Origin of the sequence: Lysinibacillus sp. NPDC096382, assembly GCF_044762845.1 — a bacterium.
Lineage (GTDB): Bacteria > Bacillota > Bacilli > Bacillales_A > Planococcaceae > Lysinibacillus.
In genome coordinates this window covers 220,998-242,612 of record NZ_JBIWFC010000001.1, presented here as the reverse complement: position 1 = coordinate 242,612, position 21,615 = coordinate 220,998, and the positions used below count along the sequence as shown (strand labels likewise).

Genomic DNA, 21,615 nt, shown 5'->3' with positions numbered 1-21,615 from the left:
ATATCAGTAGGTGTTAGGCACTCACTAAAAAGGGATAACTTTTGCATCCTTCTTACTACCTTCAAAAATGAGTGTCTCTACTGAATGAAGATAAAAAAAGGGACGATCACAGTTCGCTAAACGAACCATTTCGCCCCTTTTTAAACATACCTTCAGCATAGTATCTGCTCTTCACAATGAAGAAAAGCATGCGTAATTTCTGCCAAAGACTTTAACTTTATTTAATCATAAACATTTATTGTGTAATGACCGCATCCATGTCAGCACCAGTAGAGGTGATTAATCTCAGCTATATAAAGTTAAACGAATTAGTTTAATTTACTTTCGATGTATGAAATTGCAGAACCAACTGTTGAGATTTTTTCAGCATCTTCATCAGAAATTTCCATATCGAATTCGTCTTCAAGCTCCATTACAAGCTCAACTACGTCTAATGAGTCAGCACCTAAATCATCACGGAAAGAAGCTTCTAGTGTAACTTCACTTTCTTCAACACCTAAACGGTCCACGATTACTTTTGTTACGCGTTCTAATACTGTAGACAAAACATTCACCTCCCCTCAATGATTATACAAAAAATCATTATTTATGACTAATTGAAATTACATTACCATACCGCCATCTATATGTAATGTTTGACCTGTCATATAGGTAGCATCATCTGAAGCTAGAAAAGCTACTGCCTTTGCAATATCCTCAGGCTGCCCAAGTTTTGCTAGAGGAATTTGCGTAAGCATACCTTGCTTTATATCTTCTGATAGTTGCTCAGTCATTTCAGTTTCTATAAATCCTGGTGCAATTGCATTCACTAAAATATTACGTGATGCTAATTCCTTTGCAGTTGTTTTAGTTAGCCCAATAACACCTGCTTTTGCAGCTACGTAATTAGCTTGCCCTGCATTACCAGCTACACCAACAATTGATGAAATATTGATGATACGGCCTGCACGTTGCTTCATCATTTGACGTGTTACTGCTTTCGTACAAAGGAAAACACCTTTTAGGTTCGTATCTAGTACATCGTCCCATTCATCTTCTTTCATACGCATTAACAAGTTATCACGCGTAATACCCGCATTATTGACTAAAATATCAAGCGAGCCGAATGTTTTCACCGCTGCATCCATTAACGCAGAAACTTCCTCAGTTTTTGAAACACTCGCTTGTACGGCTATAGCCTCGCCGCCATTCTCTTGAATCGTAGCTACAACTTCCTCTGCCTTTGCCTGTGAACCGCTGTAGTTAACGACAACTTTAGCACCCTCGTCAGCAAGCTTTAATGCAATAGCTCTTCCTATTCCACGTGAAGCACCAGTTACAACAGCTACTTTACCCTCTAGTTTACGCATTAATTGTCCACTCCTTCGCCGCTTCTAGTACAGCCTCTAATGATGCTTCATCATAAACACAGTATGTCGCAACAGATCGATCAATTTTCTTCACTAATCCACTTAATACTTTGCCTGGTCCACACTCAATAAAGACATCCACACCTTGTGCAATCATTTCACGCACAGATGCTTCCCATTGTACAGCGCTATATACTTGTTCTACTAACTCCTGCTGAATAGCTGGAACATCCTCTAATACTTTCGCCATTACATTGCCGATTACAGGAATTTGTGGAGCTGATAATGATATAGTAGCCAATGCTGCTCTTAATTTTTCAGATGATGGTCGCATTAGCTCTGAGTGGAATGGACCACTAACAACTAAAGGAATAGCTCGTTTTGCACCAGCTTCCTTTGCCGCTAAAGAAGCCTTTTCAACGCCTTCCTTCGTACCAGAAATAACGATTTGCCCCGGACAGTTTACATTCGCTACCTGAACTGGATCACTTGTTGCAGATACTTTTTCAGTTACTTCATGCAGTGCCTCAAGCTCCATCCCTAAAATAGCTGCCATAGCACCTTGTCCTGCAGGTACAGCTTCATTCATATAAAGCCCACGCTTATGCACAACTGAAACTGCATCCTCAAATGAGAGCACACCAGCGATTACTAATGCACCATATTCTCCAAGCGAATGTCCAGCTGCAAAATTTGGCATTATGCCTGCTGTACGTAATTTTTCTGCAACCATTACACCAGTAGTTAAGAGTGCCGGTTGTGCATGGTAAGTCAATGTTAGTTCCTCAGCTGGTCCCTCTAGCATAAGCTTAGATAACTCAAAGCCAAGCGCTTGATTTGCACGGTCATAAAATGCTTTACTTTCTGCCGCGTTCTCAATAAACTCTTGCCCCATCCCAACTACTTGGGAACCTTGTCCTGGAAAAATAAATGCTATTTTCGTCATTTTTTATTAATCCCCTTTTTAATCAATTATGCCTCGGCATAATTACGTCCGGAATCGGCTTTGTGCTTAGGCCTGCACGAGGGCCGACACGATGTCGGTCATTTCGGTAATGCCACAGGACGTGGCGTTTTTACCGATGCAGGTCAGTTAGCCGTTATCGCACAGATGCGATGATTTTAGGCTAACACCCTACATTGAATCCCTTTCCGATTTCGTGACATCCGCCGGAGGCTTTTGGCCAACGTGATGTTGGTCACTCAGTCGTGTGTTGTTGCTGTCGCTTCGCTTTAGCACAAATAAAACCGTGTTGCTGTCGCTTTGCTTTCGGCACAAAGACACCTGCTTAAATAAGTTAATCAATTTCTAAGTGACGTACTGTATCTGTAATCGTCGAGATGACTGTATGCTCAACCATCGTATTTGCTTGGCGAATTGCACTGTATATCGCTTTAGCATTAGATGAGCCATGCGCCTTAATGACAGGTGCTTGCAAACCAAACAAGCCTGCACCACCGTACTCTGTGTAGTCCATCTTATTTTTTAGGTCACGTAAATTATTTTTCATAAGTGCTGCCGAAATTTTTGTTTTTGTTGAAGACATAAATGCTTCTTTTAGCATTGAAAATAACGCTCCAGCAGTACCTTCGATCGATTTCAGCACCATATTACCTGTAAAGCCATCTGTTACAACAACATCCGCTACCCCTTCAAGTAAATCTCGTGCTTCTACATTACCGATAAAATTTAAATCAGCTTCTTTTAATAAGCCAAAAGCTGCCTTCGTTAATTCATTCCCTTTTTTATCCTCAGTACCGATATTTAATAAGCCGATACGTGGCTTTTGTAAGCCACCTACCTTTTTCGCATAAATATCGCCCATAATGGCATATTGCAATAAATGCTCAGGTCGTGCGTCCGCATTTGCCCCTAAATCGAGCATTAAAAAGCCCTTACCATCTAAAGTAGGTAGTGTAGTGGCTAGAGCAGGTCTAGCAATCCCTTCAATACGTCCTACTTTAAATAATCCTCCTGCCATTAAAGCACCTGTATTACCCGCCGAAAGACAAGCATCCGCCTTTCCTTCTTCAACTGCATCCATCATGCGTGCCATGGATGAATCCTTTTTACGACGAACAGCGCGTGCTGGATCGTCTGTTCCTTCGACAACTTCATCACACTGTATTACAGTTAATCGATCATGTATTTTTAAAAATGGTTCGAGCTTTTGCTGCTGACCATATAATTGAATTTCTAAATTTGGAATTTGCTCTAATGCTAATAAAGCACCTTCAACAACTGATTTTGGTGCGTTGTCTCCACCCATTCCATCAAGCGCTAATTTCATTGTTGTTCACCTTTACCTTTCGTGCGGTACATATCAAATTCACCAACAAAAACTGTTTCACCGTTAACAGTGGACGTTAACTCTACTTTTGTACGATGATTTTTTTCATCACGTCCGATAACGATTGCTTTTGTAATAACACGATCTCCAGCTCTAACAGGTTTTACAAAGGTAATGTTAGAATGTACTGTTAATGCTAGTTCGTCGTCAATTACTGCTACCGCTAATGAGTTTGCCTGTGCAAACAAATGATGTCCACGTGCGATGCCATTGCGCTGAAAAACATGTTCTTCTTTTACGTCAAAAATAGATAATGCACGATTATCCAATTCAATATCAATTATTTCTCCGATAACTTCATCAATCGGTAGTGATTTCACTTCATTTTCATAGGTTTTCGAAGCAACATCTTTAATTCGTTCTCGTAATTCTGGAATAGATAATTCCATACGATCTAAACGAATTGTTTGGACACTAACCTGAAACTGTGTTGCTAGCTGTTCATCTGTGACGAATGGATTATCAGCTATCGTTTCGGATAATTGTCGCTGTCGCTCTTTTTTCGTTCGTCTCAACATCATTCGCCACCTTTTTAGTTGTTATTAGCACTTGGTACTAATATCAGTATATAGAGTATAAAAAAAGAATGCAAGACTTGTTTTTAAAACAAGTGCTCACATTCCTAATTGAGCATCAAAGAATCAGTTAATCGAAGCGGTCCCCTTGTAAAACACCTGAATTGTCAAGCATTTCACGTAAATATTTGTACTCATCATCATGCCAAAAAGCATCAGTCTCAAGCATATCCGTTGCATCTTTTCTCGCCGTTTCAAGTATTCGATAATCGTGCACTAAATCCGCTACTTTAAAATCAGGCAAACCACTTTGTTTACGCCCAAAAAAGTCACCTGGGCCACGTAGTTCCAAATCCTTTTCAGCTAGACGGAAGCCATCATTCGTTTCCGTCATCGACTGCATTCGCTCTTTGCCTTCATCGGATTTCGGATCGGCTAACAACACACAATATGACTGATGTTCACCTCGTCCAACACGCCCACGCAGCTGATGCAACTGAGCTAAGCCGAAGCGTTCAGCGTCATAAATAATCATAAAAGTTGCATTCGGTACGTTCACCCCAACCTCAACAACGGTTGTAGACACGAGCACGTGAATAGTTCCCTCACTAAAGGCTCGCATAACAGCGTCTTTTTCATCCGCTGATAGACGACCATGCATTAGCCCGACGTTGTAACGCCCATTAAAATACGTTGCAAGTTGCTCATAGATTTCTACCGCATTTTGTACATCCAGCTTGTCTGATTCCTCGATTAGTGGACAAATAGCATAAGCCTGCCTACCAGCAGCAAGCTCTAATTCTAGCTTTGACATAACAGAGCCAAATTGCTCTTTTTTCATCCAATGCGTTTCAATTTGCTTACGCCCCGCTGGCATTTCATCAATCATCGAAACATCCATTTCTCCAAATGCTGTAATCGCGAGTGTACGCGGGATTGGTGTCGCGGTCATAAAGAGCACATCTGGATTTTCTCCTTTATCACGTAATATTCTACGCTGCTCTACACCAAAACGATGCTGTTCATCCGTTATAACAAAACCAAGTTTGTAAAAAACGACATCAGGCTGAATTAGCGCATGTGTACCAATTAAAATATCTATGTCTCCGTTTGCCAGTTCTTCTAAAAGTAAACGACGCTCCTTTGCTTTCGTCGATCCTGATAGTAAAGCTACACGTACGCCAAACGGCTCAAACCATTCCTTCAAATTTTCAGCATGCTGCTCTGCTAAAATTTCCGTTGGCGCCATTAATGCCCCTTGAAAACCAGCAGTTACTGCTGCATATAAACATATTGCCGCAACAACTGTTTTCCCCGACCCTACGTCACCTTGAAGTAAGCGATTCATACGATGTGGCTCTTTCAAATCTTTACAAATTTCATTGACAACGCGTTTTTGCGCACCTGTTAATTCATAGGGTAATGATGCAATAAAAACACGTAACTTTTGTAACTCAAACTGTATAACTGTACCGCGCTCACTATCTTTTCTAATTTTACGTAACGCTTGAATACGTACTTGAAAGTTTAGTAACTCTTCATAGGCAAAGCGTCTTCTAGCCTGTTTCGCATGCCCAGCATCAAGAGGAAAATGAATGCCCTCAAGCCCTTCACGCATTGTCGTAAGTTTATAATCGGCTTGTAAACGCTGCGGAACAGCATCTGGTATTTCTACACCAAACTCATCTAATGCTTGTCGCATATATTTACGAAAACGTTTTTGTGGAATCAAACCTTTTAAACTATAAACAGGTTCAAAATCGACTTGATCTGTCTTAGGGCCAAACGTTACAGACGTTCCATTGATTACTTGTCTGCCGCGATCCCATTTTCCCGTAACGGTTATAATAGCTCCCGGTACAAGCTTTTGTTTCAAATAACCTTGATTAAAAAAAACAACCTTAACTAAATGTCGCCCTGCTAGCACCGTAACTTGTAATCGTGATTTATTGCGCCCTAAAAACAGCACTGTCGGTTCTCGTTCAACTTTACACTCAACTGTGACACGTTCATTATGTGGTGTTTGTGCTAAATCCTTTAAACGAAAATCCTCATGCCGATGCGGAAACGTCCATAACAAATCCGCAATCGTCTCGATGCCCAATGCCTCTAAATGTCCTGCTGTTTCTTTCCCGATTCCCTTTAATTCAGTAACGGGATTCGTTAAATCAGTCACCTTGCACGACAACTCCTCCAAAGTTTTTCACCACAAGTACTTTACCTGCAGTCATTTGTATCATCATACTATTTTTCAGCATATGAGTTTTCCCCTTTCATACGATTACTCTTAGCGTTTAACACATCTGAACACACGTATTATTATTCTCAATATTATTATATAACTTTTCATTTTCTGTAGGATAGCAATTCAATTCATTAATAATTGATTGATAGTTAATTATATCGAATGAATTAACACTTTTTCATCCTATTGCATTTTCATAATGATACTCCTTTTCTAGACTCATCACCATAACGTGTGGTTGATTTCCGTTCCGGCTGGGCGCTTTCCTGGGGGCGTCCGATGAGCCGCTTCGCTTACGCTCCAGTGTCTCATCTGTGACGCTGATCCCCAAGGAGTCGCCCAGCCTTCACTCCAATCAACTTATTTACATGGCGTACTATTTCAGCATGCTTTTCATTAACTATAAAAAATCTATAGCATAGAGAACCTCAAAAAAACACGCCTCCCTTAGGAATAGCGTGTTTCATATTTTTATTTTTGAAGTGACTTGATACTTTCTAAATCGCCATTATCAAAAATGGCTTTGCTAATAGCTTTACCTGTTGGTGTTGCAGCAAGTCCTCCACGAGCAGTTTCTTTTAAATTCGGACTCATAGATTGTCCAATTCGATACATCGCACCAATCACTTCGTCACACGGGATGCGACTTGTAACCCCTGCAAGTGCCATATCCGCTGCCACAAGGGAATTTGCCGCTCCCATTGCATTTCGCTTAACACAAGGAACCTCTACTAATCCCGCTACCGGGTCACAAACAAGCCCTAGCATATTTTTCAGTGTAATGGCAAATGCTTCTGAACATTGCTGTGGTGTACCACCAGCCATCTCTACAATCGCTGCGGCCGCCATACCAGCAGCTGAGCCAACCTCCGCTTGACAGCCACCAGCAGCACCTGAAATCGAAGCATTATTAGCAACAACGAAACCGAAAGCTCCCGATGTGAATAAATAACGAATCATTTGCTCACGTGTCGGATTTAGCTTGTTCTTTACCGCGAACAACGTCCCTGGTACAACCCCAGCAGAACCCGCAGTTGGGGTAGCACAAATTGTACCCATAGCTGCATTCACTTCGTTTGTTGCAACAGCCTTACTCACTGCGTCTAGTAATAAATCCCCCGACAGTGAATTGCCTTGCGCAATATAATTTTGAAGCAATACTGCGTCACCGCCCGTTAAGCCTGTTACAGATTTCACACCCTTCAAACCTCTTTCAACAGCTTCTTCCATCACCGTTAAATTATTGTCCATTTGCTGTATAATTTCATCTCTTGAGCGTCCAGTTATTAACATTTCTTGCTCAATCATAATTTCAGAAATTAGCTTTCCTTCTTGCTCCGCTCGTTCAACTAGTTCACGAACATTATGAAACAATACGTCCATATTCGTGCACCTCCTTAGTTATTAATTTTAGAAACCTTCGAAATATGTGGTATTAAAGCAATTTGTTGTAATATTTTATCCTCAATGTTTTGATCGACTTCTATCACCATAAGGGCCGTTAAACCACGTTCTATACGCGAAACCTCCATATGTCCAATGTTGACTGCATGCATCGCTAAGCAATTTGCCACATTGGCAATACAGCCTGCACGATCATCATGAACAACAAGGATTGCTGGCATACCACCTGTTAAACGTAGCTTAAAGCCATTAACCTCACTTACTTCAATTTTACCGCCACCGATAGAAATACCAACGACAGACATCTCTCCTTCATCATCGCCAATTACAAGGCGAGCAGTATTCGGATGCTCCATATTTGCTGTTTCTGGGATAAACTCATAATCTAATCCTGCCTTTTCTGCATCGGCAAAAGCTGTTTTGATCCGCTCATCGAATGTATCGTAATTTAATAGGCCCCCTATCAAAGCTACATCTGTTCCATGTCCTTTATACGTTTCAGCAAACGAACCATATAAGTGGATTTTCGCCCATTTTGGTTGTCTTCCAAATAAATCTCTAGCAACGCGTCCAATTCGTGCGGCTCCTGCCGTATGCGAAGAAGAAGGCCCAATCATCACTGGTCCAATAATATCAAATACTGAAGTAAACTTCATAATAACACCCCTCTATTCTATCCATATAATAATATCGATTTTTTATTTATATCATGCTTGATAGTTACTATAAAAGTAAAGCACTTCTTTATCAACTTTCAGAAAATTTACACGACTATATTTTACACAATGGCAATATTGATTAACCTTTGTCTACTCCGTATACACAATAATTTCAAAATGCTGATATTCCAATATTTCCAAGTTTGTTGTCCACTGGACGCATACATCGAATCATTTATTTTTAGCTACTTCAGCTCGTGTATGATCCCCTATTCTCCCAGTACCATAAACAAAAGCAGTACACGACTTGTGCACTGCTTTGTCTACTTATGCGCAAAGTAGAGTGAATTATTCTACCGAAATAATATATGGATATAATCCTTGTTTACCATTAAATAACTCTACTTCAACCTCTGGATAATTCTCTTCAATGAATTTCACTAATTCTGAAGCATTTTCTTCGGTTGTATCCTCACCATAGATGACTGTTACAATTTCTGCATCTTCATCCACTAAATCAGTAATTACCTTCTCAGCAGCATCTTTTAATGCTGGAGTAGATAATACAATTTTCCCTTCTGCAAGAGCCATGAAATCATCCTTATGAATTTCCACACCATCAATAGATGTATCTCGAACTGCATAAGTTACTTGGCCTGTTTTAACATTTGCGAAGGCTTCTGTCATTGTTGCTTGGTTCATTTCAACTGCCGCCTCTGGATTAAACGATAAAATCGCTGCCATACCTTGAGGGATCGTTTTCGTTGGAACTACAGCCGCTTCTATATCTAATAGCTCTACCGCTTGTTCTGCTGCCATTACGATATTTTTGTTATTTGGTAAAATCAATACTTTTTCAGCACCAATTTCTTTTACTGCCTTCACAATATCTTCAGTTGAAGGGTTCATTGTTTGACCACCTTCAATAACATAAGAGGCACCAATTGAACGGAGTAATTCAGCAACTCCCTCGCCCATTGCAATCGTTACAATTGCATATGGGTGCTTTTCTGCTTTCTTAGCTGAAGAAGGTGCTTTATGATCCTCACCAACAATGGCAGAATGCTGTTCACGCATATTGTCGACTTTAATTTTAATAAGACTACCATATTTTTGACCCATTGCTAATACAGCGCCTGGTTGTTCAGAATGAATATGCACTTTTGCAATTTCTTCATCTGAAATAACGAGTAAAGAATCACCTAGAGGATTTAATTCATTGCGGAATTGTTCTTCACTAAATGGCTCTTTTCCTTCTTCAAAACGTACCATGATTTCAGTACAATAACCAAATTCAATATCCATAGTATTCATGAAATCTTGTGCTCTATGATGTTCTGCATTAATTAAATCATCTAAAGTTACTTCATTTTTCACCGGTAATGGCTCGCCCTTTAGGGATGCTAAAAATCCTTCATACACAAATAGAAGACCCTGACCGCCACTATCTACAACTCCGACTTCTTTTAGAACAGGTAGAAGTTCAGGCGTACGTTGCAACGAAGCCTGTGCTTCAGCAGTAAATGCCTCCATCACTGCAATGATATCGGTTTCAGTTTGTGCCACTTCTACACCTTTTTTCGCCGCTTCACGTGCAACCGTTAAAATCGTTCCCTCAACTGGCTTCATTACTGCTTTATAAGCAGTTTCTACGCCTGCTTGGAAGGCACCAGCAAAGCCCTTAGCATCAATCGTCGCTTCTTTTTCGATAGATTTACCAAAGCCACGGAATAACTGCGATAAAATAACGCCTGAATTTCCGCGTGCTCCCATAAGTAAACCTTTTGATAAAGCTTGAGCTGTTTTGCCGATATGTTCTGACGCATACTGCTCTGTTTCCTTTGCCCCAGATGTCATCGATAAGTTCATATTCGTTCCTGTATCACCATCTGGTACTGGAAATACATTTAATGAATCAACATAATTTGCATTTTGGAATAGGTGATGGGCACCCATTTGCACCATTTCTGCAAACTTTATTCCGTCTAAAGACTGCATTAGAATTAGTTCCTCCTCTTAATCATTCGCTACACGAACGCCCTGCACAAAGATATTGACAGATTTCACGCTCATACCTAATGTTTTATCCACTGTATATTTCACTTTCGACTGTACTTGATAAGCAACTTCCGAAATTTTTGTCCCGTAACTAACAATAATGTACATATCAATATGTAAATCGTCGTTCTGTTTTCGAATAACAACACCTTTTGCAAAATTTTCTTTACGTAAAATATCAGTTAGACCATCACGAATTTGATGTTTAGATGCCATGCCAACAATACCGTAGCATTCTACAGCAGCGCCACCAGCTATTTGTGCAAGTACATCTGTTGAAATATCAATTTGGCCGAATTCATTGTTTAATTCAATCGACATAGAAATGCCCCCTTGGCTCTTTTTGACTAAATGATATTGTAACACTTTCGTTATGCATTAAGCAACCTTAGAAGGCATTAAAGCGCATTGTATCAACGTTTTACTGACATTTTAAAGGGAAACATACATCTTCATCGAAATTTCCACTTTTGCTGAAAAAGTTGTTACGACCGTTTTGTTTTGCTGTGTTTAGTGCTTGATCAGCTAATTCACAGCATATTTTCAATTGCTCGCTATTTGAGATTTTGACATGACACATCCCGATGCTGACTGTTACAATATCAGCTACTTCTGAATGCTCATGACGTATATTTAAATGGCTTACTTCCTCTAAAATTTCCTCATACACATGCTCTGAAAATTTAGCCGCATGTTGGCTAACGATTACGAACTCTTCGCCTCCCCAACGTGCTGCAAATGCATTATACTTTTCTGCAATTTCATCTAATAGAGCTGCCACTTTTATTTAAGCTTCATCACCTTGTAAATGACCGTAATAATCATTTAATTTTTTAAAGAAATCAAGATCAATCATCATGACAGATAAAGATTTTGGTTTACTTAGTTGTTGCCCTATTTGTGTCAATTTATTATTAAACGCTCGACGATTAGGCAAATTTGTCAATGTGTCCCGGAATGCTTGCGAATGCTTAAAGTATCACGTCCTGTGATCCACAACTACGTAGCTAGGCGTAGAGACGGAATAAAAATAAAATGAATGAAGGAGAGGTGGGACATCAATGCAATTACTAGAACAAGCTATGACAATCGCTAAAGTTCTGGCTTCTGAAGCAAATGAAAACAGCTTGTCCATTTCAGAGCTTTCGGCAAAATGCAATTTACCACTTAGCAAATTACATAGAATATTAAAAGCGATAATGAAGTAGTCGGTTCAGTAAGTATAGGTTTTGTTAGCTTTAACGTTTCTGCAGAACTTATTAATACCCTTACAGAGCGTTTAGTGGAAACTGGTAAACGTGTTTCAATGAAGTTTGGCCACCGAGGAAAATAAGGGTTTTTTTATCTTCCACTGATTGTCAATCCCTTACAATCAGGCGTGCGGTTAGGGCGAGTTAAAATCGAGCTACTATATCCCAAGATTTTCAACACCTAGGAATTAACAACCATTATTTAACAAGTATTTTTTGTCTGTAAAGGTTTTTTTCTTGAAAGGTTATGTGAAAACTATTGCACTGAACGTCATGGTATGTTAAATTATTATGGTATGTGAAATATCGAACTGAAATAATAATCTTTCAGCATCAACAGTAAGGAGGGAATACTACATGCCTAAACAATGTGTAATCACTGGACGTAAAGCTCGTACTGGTAACAACCGTTCCCACGCTATGAACGCTAACAAACGTACTTGGGGTGCTAACCTTCAAAAAGTTCGTATCTTAGTAGACGGTAAACCAAAACGTGTATGGGTTTCTACACGTGCATTAAAATCAGGTAAAATCGAGCGCGTTTAATCGTTGCTTCCAAAAAATCGATTTCGCATTTGGCGCAAATCGATTTTTTTCTGTCTTATTAACTGGGCAAACTACCAACCGCCTTTGTGAATATTTATATAATAAAATGACTATGCCGCTAGAAATTACTTCTCATAGTAATTCCTAGCGGCTTTCATTACATATAGCAGCACAACAAAACACCTATGCAGAATGGCAGTTACGATATAATAAAGTATAGTTCTTCAACAAAGCGAGGGGTTGATTTCCGTTCCGACTGGGCGCTTTCCTGGGGGCGTCCAGTCTCCACTACAATCAACCACTTCTCATAGTATGTATCTTCTGGCATGTCTTTCGCGAAAGCCTAGAATTAACGTAGCGTCAGCAAGATCAGGTGTACAATAGCATTATTGTAATAAGTTTCTTCTGTTTGATTATAGTGAGTAGCCATAGCGTTCACTTTTGAAATACATAAAATTAATAAAAGTTCTACGCTACCGCTGATTGGAGTGGAAGGCTACTCGACTCCCGTGGGAAAGCGAGACAGGCGAGACCCTGCACGGAGCACAGCGGAGGAAGCGGCTCGACGCTCGCCCACAGGAAGCTTTGCTCTGCGCGAAAGCGAAGCGTCAGCGACAAAGCGAGTAGCCTGGAACGGAAATCATCCACCATAATATTCACAAAGAATTCCTTGACCGTTTTGTTTTTCAATACTATAAAAAAAATCCGACTAGTGTTAGTCGGATTTTTTTACTTTCTTTTCTTTTTTAAAAATGTTGATACATGTACGCGTAATACTACTTACAAATTTCGGCAGCTGGAACGTATATACTTTCAGGACTCTCTCCCCCTTACGCTAATCTATGCTTCTTATCATTAAACATATGCCTTGCGAGAAAGATATAGACCCTGAATTCCCTATTATTTCATTACTTGTAAAGCGAGATGTACCAAGAGAGATTTCTTCATTTGTTGTTTCATACTTCACATGCCTTAATGTCACATCTTTAATCGGCTCTTCATGTGCAAAGAAAGATAAATAACGGTATTGCTCGTCTGCTTCAATGAAGTGCTTGCCCGGCATTAAAAATTGCAACATATTTGCATGATTAATAATCTTCAATACTACCTGTGGATGCTCTTTTTGTAATCGATAAATCGAACGAACTGCTGCCTCATAATGATCTAAACGACCACCTGTAACACCTGTAAGTACAATTTCTAGCGGTGTATAGGTCAAAGCTTTTAATAATGCTAAGTCCGTATCTGTTTCATCTTTTTCTTCCATGAATCGTTGTCTATCATTTGTATGTGCCATCACCAGCTTGTATTCCTCTTGCGATAGTGAGTCAAAATCTCCTACTATGGCATGCGGTGTGATTCCTTGCTCGATTAAATATAGCGCTCCTCGGTCTGCTCCGATAAATAACACATCACTTTGTTCTTTATACGGACTAAATGAACAGAGTTCCGCTCTTGGCCCACCTGCACAAACAACGACTACTGTCATCCTTGAATCGCTGCCTCACCAGCAGCTAAAATTTCCTGTAGGGCCGCGGAACGATCTTCTTTACTATAAATAGCGGAACCAGCTACAAAAATTGTTGCTCCTGCTTTGGCACAAGGAATAATAGTCTCTGCATTAATACCACCGTCAATCTCTATAGCAATATCGAGATTACGTTCTTTAATGATAGCTGCTAGTGCTTCAATTTTTGGCACAACAGAATGAATGAATTTTTGCCCACCAAATCCTGGATTTACTGTCATGAACAACACCATATCAATATCTTCTAAAATGTGTTGAATAGATTCTATTGGTGTATGTGGGTTTAATACAACACCAGGTTTAACTCCATATGAGCGAATTAATTGAATCGTGCGGTGTAAATGGCGGCAAGCTTCAACATGCACCGTAATATAGTCCGCTCCTGCTTTGGCGAATTGTTCAATATATTGATCAGGATTTTCGATCATTAAATGAACGTCTAGTGGCAAATCAGTTAAAGGGCGAATGGCGTCTAAAACAATAGAGCCGAAAGAAATATTTGGCACAAAATGACCATCCATAACATCGATATGAATAAGCTGTGCCCCTGCCTTTTCTACTTCTTTTACTTCTTCTCCTAATTTAGCAAAGTTCGCTGCTAAAATTGATGGTGCTATTTGTATCATCATTAATACCTCGGCTTTCGATCCATAATTTCTTGCATAAATTGTTCGTAGTGTTTATAACGGTAGTCACGAATTTCTCCCGCCTCAACAGCTGCCTTTACTCCACATTTTGGTTCCTTTAAGTGTAAACAGCCTCTAAATTTACAATCATCTGCCATACGGGCCATCTCAGGGAAGCATGCGCCTAATTCTTCTTTTTCTATTTCATCAAAATCAAATGAACTAAATCCTGGAGTATCTGCTAATAAGCCATCACATACCTCGATTAATTCCACATGGCGAGTCGTATGTTTTCCACGCCCTAAACTTTGCGAAATAATGCCGGTTTTTAAATTTAAATCTGGAATTAAAGTATTTAATAGTGTGGATTTCCCAACTCCAGATTGCCCTGCTAATACAGAAGTTTTTCCCTTTAAAATAGGCTGTAGACGATCAACTAATTCTTCTTCACCTTTATAGGTTTGTAGCACTGTATAACCCATGCTTTCATAATCTGCTATATAGCTTTGCAATTCCTCGCGTTCATGATCTTCTAGTAAATCCATCTTTGTTAAACAAATAATCGGATGAACATGGAATGATTCTAAAACAACTAAGAAACGATCCAGTAAAATTGTATTAAAATTAGGTTCTTTTACAGAAAATACCAAAATCCCTTGATCAATATTAGCTATTGGCGGACGTACTAATTCATTTTGACGTTCCATAATTTTTTGAATAGTACCGTCTGACCCCTCTGTTTCCAGAGTGTATTCTACATTGTCGCCAACGAGTGGGGATTCCCCGCGATTGCGAAAAACCCCACGTCCTCGACATTGTATTAGTTGTTCTCCATCATATACATAGTAGTAACCGCTTAATGCTTTACGTATTTGGCCTTGCGCCATCCAATTCCCCCTTATTTAACATCATCATAATTAAAACTTTCTCCAGCAATAATTTGCGAATCACGTATAATTCTATATGCGCCTACTTTGCCCTCTTCAATGACAAGCTGGATTTTATACGGTTTATTAGCCGTAATAGTAAATTGATCGGCAGCTGATGACATTGTATGGTCTTTATCTTCAATTTCAATACGAATAGATTGCACCATACCTTCCTCTGTTGGCTCATATGGTATTTCCAAGTGCACAGTTTTCACCAACGTTTTTACAGGTTTTTCGGCAGGTCCTTTACTTATTACAACAGCTATTGTAGATCCTACTTCAACTGAAGTCCCTGCTCTTGTCAATTGGGAAATAACACTTCCGGCCGCTACTGTATTATGATAGTCTTCACGAGCTATACTCCATTTTAAGCTATTTCTTCTTACATACTCATCCATTTGAGCCTTCGTGTAATTCGCAACATTACCTACGGTAACCATTTGTATACCTGCGCTTACCTTAAATTTCATCTTTGTATCTTTAGCGATTACCTCTTCTTGAGGTTTTGGCTCTTGATCAATAATTTGTCCTTCTGGCTCTGTTGAATGCACGAAGGTAATATCTGGCTCTAAAAATTTATCCTTTAACATTGATTCAACTTGGCTGATTTGCTGCCCTCTATAATCTTCCACTTTCGTCATTTCTACTCCAAGACTGACGATTAAATCTATTTCCGTACCTTTTACACGCTCCGTACTCTCTGCAGGGTCCGTTTCAATAACTTTACCCTTTTCAACTTTCTCATCATAACGCTCCTGATGTTCTTCACCAACAGTAAAACCTTCAGCCACTAATTTATTTGTAGCTTCCTTAACGGTCATATTAGCCACATTAGGTACAGGTATCTTTTTCGGGCTAAATAAATCTGTGGCAAAGAAAAAGAATAGGAAGATAGCGATAGCGGCTATTACTAGTCCAGCAACAACTATTGGCCATTTTTTCTTTTTCTTCACAGGTGCTGTCTTTTCAACAGGCTTCTTAGCCTCAGGTTTCGGCTTTGATTGCGCAATTGGTTCGATTGCTCTTGTCTTCGTTAAATCTTCATCTTTACGTATAACCGGCTCTTTAATAATTGGAATAGCCTTTGTCACATCATTATCTTCCGGTATGACAAACTTCGGTTCATTCATACGATTTGGCGATAAAACTGTTTCTAAATCTGCTTGCATTTCTTCTACTGTCAAATAACGATGAGAAGCATCTTTTGCTGTAGCTTTTAGCACAACGTTTTCCAGGCTTTGTGGAATCGTGGCATCGAATGCACGAACGGACGGCGTCTCAGATTGTAAATGTTTAAGCGCGATAGAAACAGCTGACTCGCCTGAGAAGGGCAATTCCCCTGTTAATAATTCATATAAAACAATGCCAAGTGCATAAATATCAGACTTGTTTGTTGCCGTACCACCACGAGCCTGCTCTGGTGATAAATAATGCACCGTTCCAAGTACGGAGTTCGTTTGTGTAAATGACGTTGCACTAAGCGTCATCGCTATGCCGAAATCAGTTATTTTTACATTGCCTTCAGCATCCATTAAAATATTTTGAGGTTTAATGTCACGATGGATAATATGATTTTCATGAGCATTGGCAATTGCTGATGTTAACTGCTTCATAATATGCACACTTCTAGCAGGAGAAATTGGTGCAAATTCCTGTATGTACTGCTTTAATGTTTTCCCTTGGACATACTCCATCACAATATAATGTAAATCACCATCATCACCTACATCATAAACACTAACAATATTTGGATGTGTAAGGCTTGTAGCAGAAAGTGCTTCACGTTGAAAACGGCGATGCAATTCATCCTCATTAGTAAAATCATAGCGTAATATTTTGATCGCTACATCACGGTTTAAAATCATGTCATGTGCTAAATAAACATTGGACATACCACCGCCACCAATTAGCCCTATAATTTTATAGCGATCACTAATTCGTTTACCTACAAGCATACTTACACCTCCTCATCTTGCCTTGTGAGTAGCACGAGGGAGATATTGTCTTCTCCCCCGCTTGCATTTGCTAATTCCACAAGTTTTCGTCCTTTTTCTTCTATTGAATCCGGATACGTAATAATTGATGCCATTTCATACACTGTAAGTTTATTGCTTAAACCGTCAGAGCAAATGAGTAAATACGATTCTGATGCTAAATCAACTTCATAAAAGTCTGGTTCAATCGTTTCTTCTGTACCAACAGCTTTTAAGATGAAATTTTTCTTAGGATGTGTCAACGCTTCCTCTTCACTAATTTCACCATTTTCAACCAGAACATTTACATAAGAATGATCTCTTGTTATTTGTTGTGCACCATCATCAAAGAAATAATACACACGACTATCACCAACATGTGCGATAAAGCAATGATGTTCTTCAATTAACACTGCAATAAACGTCGTGCCCATTCCTTTACAGTCTTCATGTGATAAAGAATAGTCATATATACTTTTATTCAATTGCTTGACTGCCTGTAATAACCACTCTTTTTTTGTTGTCGTTGATGCAAAATGATGTGCCTCTGCCTGTAAAAAAACGGATTCCATCTGTTTCATCGCCATATCACTCGCTACATCGCCAGCATTATGACCACCCATGCCGTCCGCTACAAGTGCTAGCGCAAGACCGTTTGGACGTTTGAAAAATGCCGCACGGTCTTCATTAATTGCTCGTTTTAACCCAATATCACTTTCGACTGTGTATTCCAACACTGGTCACCTCGTCTCTTCAGATCTCTCTTGCGCACGTAATTGACCACACGCAGCAGCAATATCAGAACCTTGCTCTCGGCGGATCGTTACGTTAATACCATTCTTCTTTAATGTTTTTTCAAAGGCAAAAATTTGACTACGAGATGTGCGAACATAATCACGTTCTGGTACGTAGTTTACAGGAATTAAGTTCACGTGGCATTTAAGTCCTTTTATTAATGCAGATAATTCTTCTGCAATTTCAACTGAATCATTTTCACCAGACATTAAACCATACTCAAAAGTAACACGTCGGCCAGTTTTTTTAGTATAGTAACGAACGGCTTCCATTAATTCATCCAATTTGTAAGCACGTGCAATTGGCATCAGCTTTTGACGAGCCTCTTGGTTTGGTGCGTGTAAGGATACTGCAAAGTTGATTTGTAGCTGTTCATCAGCAAATTCGTAAATTTTAGGAACAATTCCTGATGTTGAGACAGTAATGTGACGAGCACCAATATTTAACCCTTTTTCATGGTTGATGACTTTTAAGAAGTTCATCATCGCATCATAATTATCGAAAGGTTCTCCAATACCCATAATGACGATATGTGACACACGTTCGTCCAATTCATCTAAAGTTTGTTGTACTTTGACAACTTGCTCCACGATTTCCCCTGCTAATAAGTGACGTTTTAATCCACCTAAAGTTGACGCACAAAACGTACAGCCAATTCGGCAGCCTACTTGTGTCGTCACACAAACAGAGTTCCCATACTCATGACGCATTAATACAGTTTCAATAGAATAGCCATCTTGTAACTGGAATAAAAACTTGATCGTACCATCTTTGGATTCCTGTTGAATAATTGTTGACAATGTCGTCAATGCAAAACTTGCTTCAAGCTTTTCACGTAATCCCTTTGAAAGGTTTGACATTTCTTCAAATGTTTTTACACGTTTATTATAAAGCCAATCAAAAATTTGTGCTGCACGGAATGGTTTTTCACCATTTTCCTTTAACCATTCTTCTAATTGTTCCGGCTGTAATGAGTATACCGATTCCTTTAAATTTGGTTTTTCTTTTTTTGCGCGTCGAACAGGCTTGTCTTCTGCTTCATCAACTAAGTCGTTAATGCGCTCATTATATTTCTCTTGATCCACCATTAGTTGGATCCTCCTTTTTTACGAAAGGCGGCAACGAAGAAACCGTCACTGCCAAAGTCTTGTGGAAAGACTTGAAGCATGCCATTTGCTTGCTTTTCCGCTAATTTTGTTGGTAAAGATTCTAGTTGTATAGCTTCCATTTCTGGATGCGTTGTTAAAAAGGCTTCTACAGTACCTTCGTTTTCCCTTTTATCTACTGTACATGTACTGTACACAAGCTTGCCATCTATTTTTAATACTTTTGTTGCAGCATCTAATAGTGCCAATTGTATTTTTTGGAGGCTTTCTAAATCTTCTTCTCGCTTTGTATATTTAATATCTGGCTTACGGCGCATAACACCTAAGCCACTACAAGGTGCATCGACTAAAATAGCGTCGAATGATTCTAGTTGTAGAAAATCCGGTGCCTTACGTCCGTCAATCGGAGCAGTCTCTACGATATCAATCCCTAGACGATCCGTATTATGGTCGATTAAATCTAATTTATGAGGGTGAAGGTCAGTCGCTAAAATTGAACCTTCATTTTTCATAATCTCAGCTATATGTGTTGTCTTTCCTCCCGGAGCTGCACACATATCTAAGACGCGCATGCCAGGTGATGGATGTAAAACATTTGCTGGAATCATTGAGCTTTCATCCTGAATAGTAATAAGTCCTTCTTGGAATGCCTTTGTTCGAGCTGGCTGACCATTTGTTACATATAAACATTCAGGCATTAGCCCGCTTCTTTGCGCCGATAAACCTTCCGCTTCTATGCTGGCAATCGCTTGCTCAACGCTTGCTTTCGTCATATTTACACGTACAGTCTGCACTGGTGGTACATTATTTTCATGTAGCATTTCAGCCGCTACTTCAATACCGTAGTTATCGACAAATCGCTGCACTAACCATTCAGGATGACTCGTTTCAATAGCAAGGCGCTCAATCGGATCTTTAATGTCATCCGTAGAAGCTACACCTTGACGTAAAATAGATCGTAAAATACCATTGACCATTGAAGCTATCCCTTTGTGACCTCGACGCTTAGCAATTTCAACAGCCTCATTTACCGCTGCATGTGGTGGGATACGCGTTAAATAATGCATTTGATAGAAAGATAAACGTAAAAGCCAGCGTACCCAATGATCCACTGTGCCACGAATAAATGGCTCTAGATAATAATCAAGTGTCATTTTATATTGTAAAGTACCATACGTAATTTCTGTTAAAAGCGCACGATCCTTCGCTTCAATTTTATGTCGCTTGATCGTTTCATTTAAAAGCAAATTACTATAGGCTTGATTTTTATCTACTGCTAACAGAATAGAAAGTGCAGCATCACGCACATTCCCATCCCAAATTACTACGCTTTTTTTACTCATTTAAATTGGTCCCCGATCTGTAATTTAGAACCTGTACCACGCAAATATTCCTCTGCTGTCATGCGTTTTTTACCAGCTGGTTGTACATCATACAGGGCTAGTGTTGTACCATTTCCTGCTGAAACTTCAAAATGGTCCTTTGAAATCGCAACAACCTCACCTGGTAAAGTATCATGCTTTGTGTTACCAAGCTGCGCCCACCAAATTTTAAAGTTTCCATCTTCAAATGTTGTGTAGGCAACAGGCCACGGATGAAGACCACGCACTTGATTGTATAAAGTTGTCGCATCCTTTGTCCAATCGATACGTTCCTGTTCACGTGAAATATTGCTTGCAAAGGTTACTTGTGCTTCATCCTGCACTGTACGACTATTTGTTCCATTAATAATAGAAGGAAGTGTATCTTTTAATAATTCACAGCCTACAACACTTAGCTTATCAAATAGTCCACCTGTATGATCATCCTCTTCAATCGGGATAGCCTTTTGAGATATGATGTCACCGGCATCAAGCTTTTGTGCCATATACATAATCGTTACACCCGTCTCTTTTTCACCATCAATAATTGCTTGGTGAATAGGTGCTCCTCCACGATACTTTGGTAAAAGTGACGCATGGACGTTAATACAACCAAGCGGTGGTGTATCAAGTAATTCTTTCGGCAAAATTTGTCCAAAAGCGGCTGTTACGACTAGGTCAGGCTGTAAATCAATAATTTGCTGTAATTCCTCAGAACCACGCAATTTTTCAGGCTGAATAACAGGTAAACCTAATTCCATAGCTGCTGCTTTAACAGGTGGTGGTGTTAGCACACGCTTACGCCCAACTGGACGGTCTGGTTGTGTAACTACAGCTTTAATATCATAACCTTCATGATGTAGCATACGCAAAATTGGCGCGGAGAAATCAGGTGTTCCCATAAAAATTATTGAAGACAT

At 39.5% G+C, this 21,615-nt stretch carries 21 protein-coding genes and 1 pseudogene; 2 read left to right on the top strand and 20 right to left on the bottom strand.

Features of this window, described 5'->3' with window-relative positions; all coding sequences use genetic code 11:
- Window positions 1-308 precede the first annotated feature (308 nt).
- The 11 genes and pseudogenes from acpP to ACIQZA_RS01095 all read right to left on the bottom strand — a co-directional run.
- Window positions 309-545 carry an acyl carrier protein gene (gene acpP / locus ACIQZA_RS01145; RefSeq protein WP_036124798.1) on the bottom strand — a complete coding sequence of 79 codons (237 nt, stop codon included), beginning with the start codon at window positions 543-545 and terminating at the stop codon, window positions 309-311.
- A 57-nt stretch (window positions 546-602) separates the two neighbouring features.
- Window positions 603-1,349, bottom strand: a complete 747-nt coding sequence (gene fabG / locus ACIQZA_RS01140; protein WP_402880096.1) for a 3-oxoacyl-[acyl-carrier-protein] reductase — start codon at window positions 1,347-1,349, stop codon at window positions 603-605.
- A complete protein-coding gene (gene fabD, locus ACIQZA_RS01135) occupies window positions 1,342-2,295 on the bottom strand; it encodes an ACP S-malonyltransferase (protein ID WP_402880098.1) in 954 nt (317 codons plus the stop codon). Before fabD ends, fabG begins: the two co-directional genes overlap by 8 nt.
- A 352-nt stretch (window positions 2,296-2,647) precedes the next feature.
- Complete coding sequence (plsX, locus tag ACIQZA_RS01130; RefSeq protein ID WP_142507495.1) at window positions 2,648-3,640, bottom strand: phosphate acyltransferase PlsX; 993 nt, start codon at window positions 3,638-3,640, stop codon at window positions 2,648-2,650.
- A complete protein-coding gene (gene fapR / locus ACIQZA_RS01125; RefSeq protein ID WP_132357884.1) occupies window positions 3,637-4,215 on the bottom strand; it encodes a transcription factor FapR in 579 nt (192 codons plus the stop codon). Before fapR ends, plsX begins: the two co-directional genes overlap by 4 nt.
- 130 nt (window positions 4,216-4,345) lie before the next feature.
- A complete protein-coding gene (gene recG, locus ACIQZA_RS01120) occupies window positions 4,346-6,391 on the bottom strand; it encodes an ATP-dependent DNA helicase RecG (protein ID WP_402880100.1) in 2,046 nt (681 codons plus the stop codon).
- 540 nt (window positions 6,392-6,931) lie between these two features.
- Entirely contained in the window at window positions 6,932-7,843 is a 912-nt protein-coding gene (sdaAA, locus tag ACIQZA_RS01115; protein ID WP_400934242.1) for an L-serine ammonia-lyase, iron-sulfur-dependent, subunit alpha, read from the bottom strand.
- A gap of 14 nt (window positions 7,844-7,857) precedes the next feature.
- The gene (gene sdaAB, locus ACIQZA_RS01110; RefSeq protein WP_402880102.1) at window positions 7,858-8,520 is read right to left on the bottom strand and encodes an L-serine ammonia-lyase, iron-sulfur-dependent subunit beta; all 663 of its coding nucleotides are present in this window, start codon (window positions 8,518-8,520) and stop codon (window positions 7,858-7,860) included.
- Between the two features lie 351 nt (window positions 8,521-8,871).
- The gene (locus tag ACIQZA_RS01105) at window positions 8,872-10,521 is read right to left on the bottom strand and encodes a DAK2 domain-containing protein (protein ID WP_402880104.1); all 1,650 of its coding nucleotides are present in this window, start codon (window positions 10,519-10,521) and stop codon (window positions 8,872-8,874) included.
- An 18-nt stretch (window positions 10,522-10,539) separates the two neighbouring features.
- Window positions 10,540-10,902 (bottom strand): Asp23/Gls24 family envelope stress response protein, encoded by a 363-nt coding sequence (locus ACIQZA_RS01100; RefSeq protein WP_132357473.1) that lies wholly within the window; start codon window positions 10,900-10,902, stop codon window positions 10,540-10,542.
- Window positions 10,903-11,002: 100 nt separating this feature from the next.
- Window positions 11,003-11,536 (bottom strand): annotated as a pseudogene (locus ACIQZA_RS01095) (diguanylate cyclase); the annotation flags it as partial.
- 106 nt (window positions 11,537-11,642) lie between these two features.
- Between ACIQZA_RS01095 and ACIQZA_RS01090 the strand changes: the two are divergent.
- Window positions 11,643-11,789 (top strand): helix-turn-helix domain-containing protein, encoded by a 147-nt coding sequence (locus ACIQZA_RS01090; RefSeq protein WP_402880105.1) that lies wholly within the window; start codon window positions 11,643-11,645, stop codon window positions 11,787-11,789.
- Window positions 11,790-12,188: 399 nt separating this feature from the next.
- On the top strand, window positions 12,189-12,377 hold the full coding sequence (rpmB, locus tag ACIQZA_RS01085; RefSeq protein WP_054770615.1) for a 50S ribosomal protein L28: 189 nt from the start codon (window positions 12,189-12,191) through the stop codon (window positions 12,375-12,377).
- Between the two features lie 715 nt (window positions 12,378-13,092).
- Here rpmB and spoVM read toward each other — a convergent pair.
- Genes spoVM through fmt form a run of 9 tightly spaced genes read right to left on the bottom strand, consistent with a single transcriptional unit; the run spans window position 13,093 to window position 21,615 of the window.
- Window positions 13,093-13,194 (bottom strand): stage V sporulation protein SpoVM, encoded by a 102-nt coding sequence (gene spoVM / locus ACIQZA_RS01080; protein WP_100544041.1) that lies wholly within the window; start codon window positions 13,192-13,194, stop codon window positions 13,093-13,095.
- Window positions 13,195-13,212: 18 nt separating this feature from the next.
- Window positions 13,213-13,866, bottom strand: a complete 654-nt coding sequence (locus ACIQZA_RS01075) for a thiamine diphosphokinase (protein WP_400934235.1) — start codon at window positions 13,864-13,866, stop codon at window positions 13,213-13,215.
- Window positions 13,863-14,531 carry a ribulose-phosphate 3-epimerase gene (rpe, locus tag ACIQZA_RS01070; RefSeq protein ID WP_142507629.1) on the bottom strand — a complete coding sequence of 223 codons (669 nt, stop codon included), beginning with the start codon at window positions 14,529-14,531 and terminating at the stop codon, window positions 13,863-13,865. The genes ACIQZA_RS01075 and rpe overlap by 4 nt, the downstream gene beginning before the upstream one ends.
- 2 nt (window positions 14,532-14,533) lie before the next feature.
- Window positions 14,534-15,418 (bottom strand): ribosome small subunit-dependent GTPase A, encoded by an 885-nt coding sequence (gene rsgA / locus ACIQZA_RS01065; protein ID WP_400934233.1) that lies wholly within the window; start codon window positions 15,416-15,418, stop codon window positions 14,534-14,536.
- An 11-nt stretch (window positions 15,419-15,429) separates the two neighbouring features.
- Window positions 15,430-17,415: a Stk1 family PASTA domain-containing Ser/Thr kinase gene (pknB, locus tag ACIQZA_RS01060; RefSeq protein ID WP_400934231.1), complete on the bottom strand. Its 1,986-nt coding sequence runs from the start codon at window positions 17,413-17,415 to the stop codon at window positions 15,430-15,432.
- Window positions 17,416-17,417: 2 nt separating this feature from the next.
- A complete protein-coding gene (locus tag ACIQZA_RS01055) occupies window positions 17,418-18,167 on the bottom strand; it encodes a Stp1/IreP family PP2C-type Ser/Thr phosphatase (RefSeq protein ID WP_142507630.1) in 750 nt (249 codons plus the stop codon).
- Window positions 18,168-18,173: 6 nt separating this feature from the next.
- Window positions 18,174-19,316: a dual-specificity RNA methyltransferase RlmN gene (rlmN, locus tag ACIQZA_RS01050; protein WP_400934229.1), complete on the bottom strand. Its 1,143-nt coding sequence runs from the start codon at window positions 19,314-19,316 to the stop codon at window positions 18,174-18,176.
- Window positions 19,316-20,677 carry a 16S rRNA (cytosine(967)-C(5))-methyltransferase RsmB gene (gene rsmB / locus ACIQZA_RS01045; RefSeq protein WP_402880108.1) on the bottom strand — a complete coding sequence of 454 codons (1,362 nt, stop codon included), beginning with the start codon at window positions 20,675-20,677 and terminating at the stop codon, window positions 19,316-19,318. The genes rlmN and rsmB overlap by 1 nt, the downstream gene beginning before the upstream one ends.
- On the bottom strand, window positions 20,674-21,615 hold the full coding sequence (gene fmt / locus ACIQZA_RS01040; protein WP_400934226.1) for a methionyl-tRNA formyltransferase: 942 nt from the start codon (window positions 21,613-21,615) through the stop codon (window positions 20,674-20,676). The genes rsmB and fmt overlap by 4 nt, the downstream gene beginning before the upstream one ends.

Coding starts and splice junctions, on each gene's coding strand:
- fabG (WP_402880096.1), bottom strand. CDS start 1,349: ATGCGTAAACTAGAGGGTAAAGTAGCTGTTGTAACTGGTGCTTCACGT.
- fabD (WP_402880098.1), bottom strand. CDS start 2,295: ATGACGAAAATAGCATTTATTTTTCCAGGACAAGGTTCCCAAGTAGTT.
- plsX (WP_142507495.1), bottom strand. CDS start 3,640: ATGAAATTAGCGCTTGATGGAATGGGTGGAGACAACGCACCAAAATCA.
- sdaAA (WP_400934242.1), bottom strand. CDS start 7,843: ATGGACGTATTGTTTCATAATGTTCGTGAACTAGTTGAACGAGCGGAG.
- sdaAB (WP_402880102.1), bottom strand. CDS start 8,520: ATGAAGTTTACTTCAGTATTTGATATTATTGGACCAGTGATGATTGGG.
- ACIQZA_RS01105 (WP_402880104.1), bottom strand. CDS start 10,521: ATGCAGTCTTTAGACGGAATAAAGTTTGCAGAAATGGTGCAAATGGGT.
- ACIQZA_RS01100 (WP_132357473.1), bottom strand. CDS start 10,902: ATGTCGATTGAATTAAACAATGAATTCGGCCAAATTGATATTTCAACA.
- ACIQZA_RS01090 (WP_402880105.1), top strand. CDS start 11,643: ATGCAATTACTAGAACAAGCTATGACAATCGCTAAAGTTCTGGCTTCT.
- rpmB (WP_054770615.1), top strand. CDS start 12,189: ATGCCTAAACAATGTGTAATCACTGGACGTAAAGCTCGTACTGGTAAC.
- ACIQZA_RS01075 (WP_400934235.1), bottom strand. CDS start 13,866: ATGACAGTAGTCGTTGTTTGTGCAGGTGGGCCAAGAGCGGAACTCTGT.
- rpe (WP_142507629.1), bottom strand. CDS start 14,531: ATGATACAAATAGCACCATCAATTTTAGCAGCGAACTTTGCTAAATTA.
- rsgA (WP_400934233.1), bottom strand. CDS start 15,418: ATGGCGCAAGGCCAAATACGTAAAGCATTAAGCGGTTACTACTATGTA.
- pknB (WP_400934231.1), bottom strand. CDS start 17,415: ATGCTTGTAGGTAAACGAATTAGTGATCGCTATAAAATTATAGGGCTA.
- rlmN (WP_400934229.1), bottom strand. CDS start 19,316: ATGGTGGATCAAGAGAAATATAATGAGCGCATTAACGACTTAGTTGAT.
- rsmB (WP_402880108.1), bottom strand. CDS start 20,677: ATGAGTAAAAAAAGCGTAGTAATTTGGGATGGGAATGTGCGTGATGCT.
- fmt (WP_400934226.1), bottom strand. CDS start 21,615: ATGTCTTCAATAATTTTTATGGGAACACCTGATTTCTCCGCGCCAATT.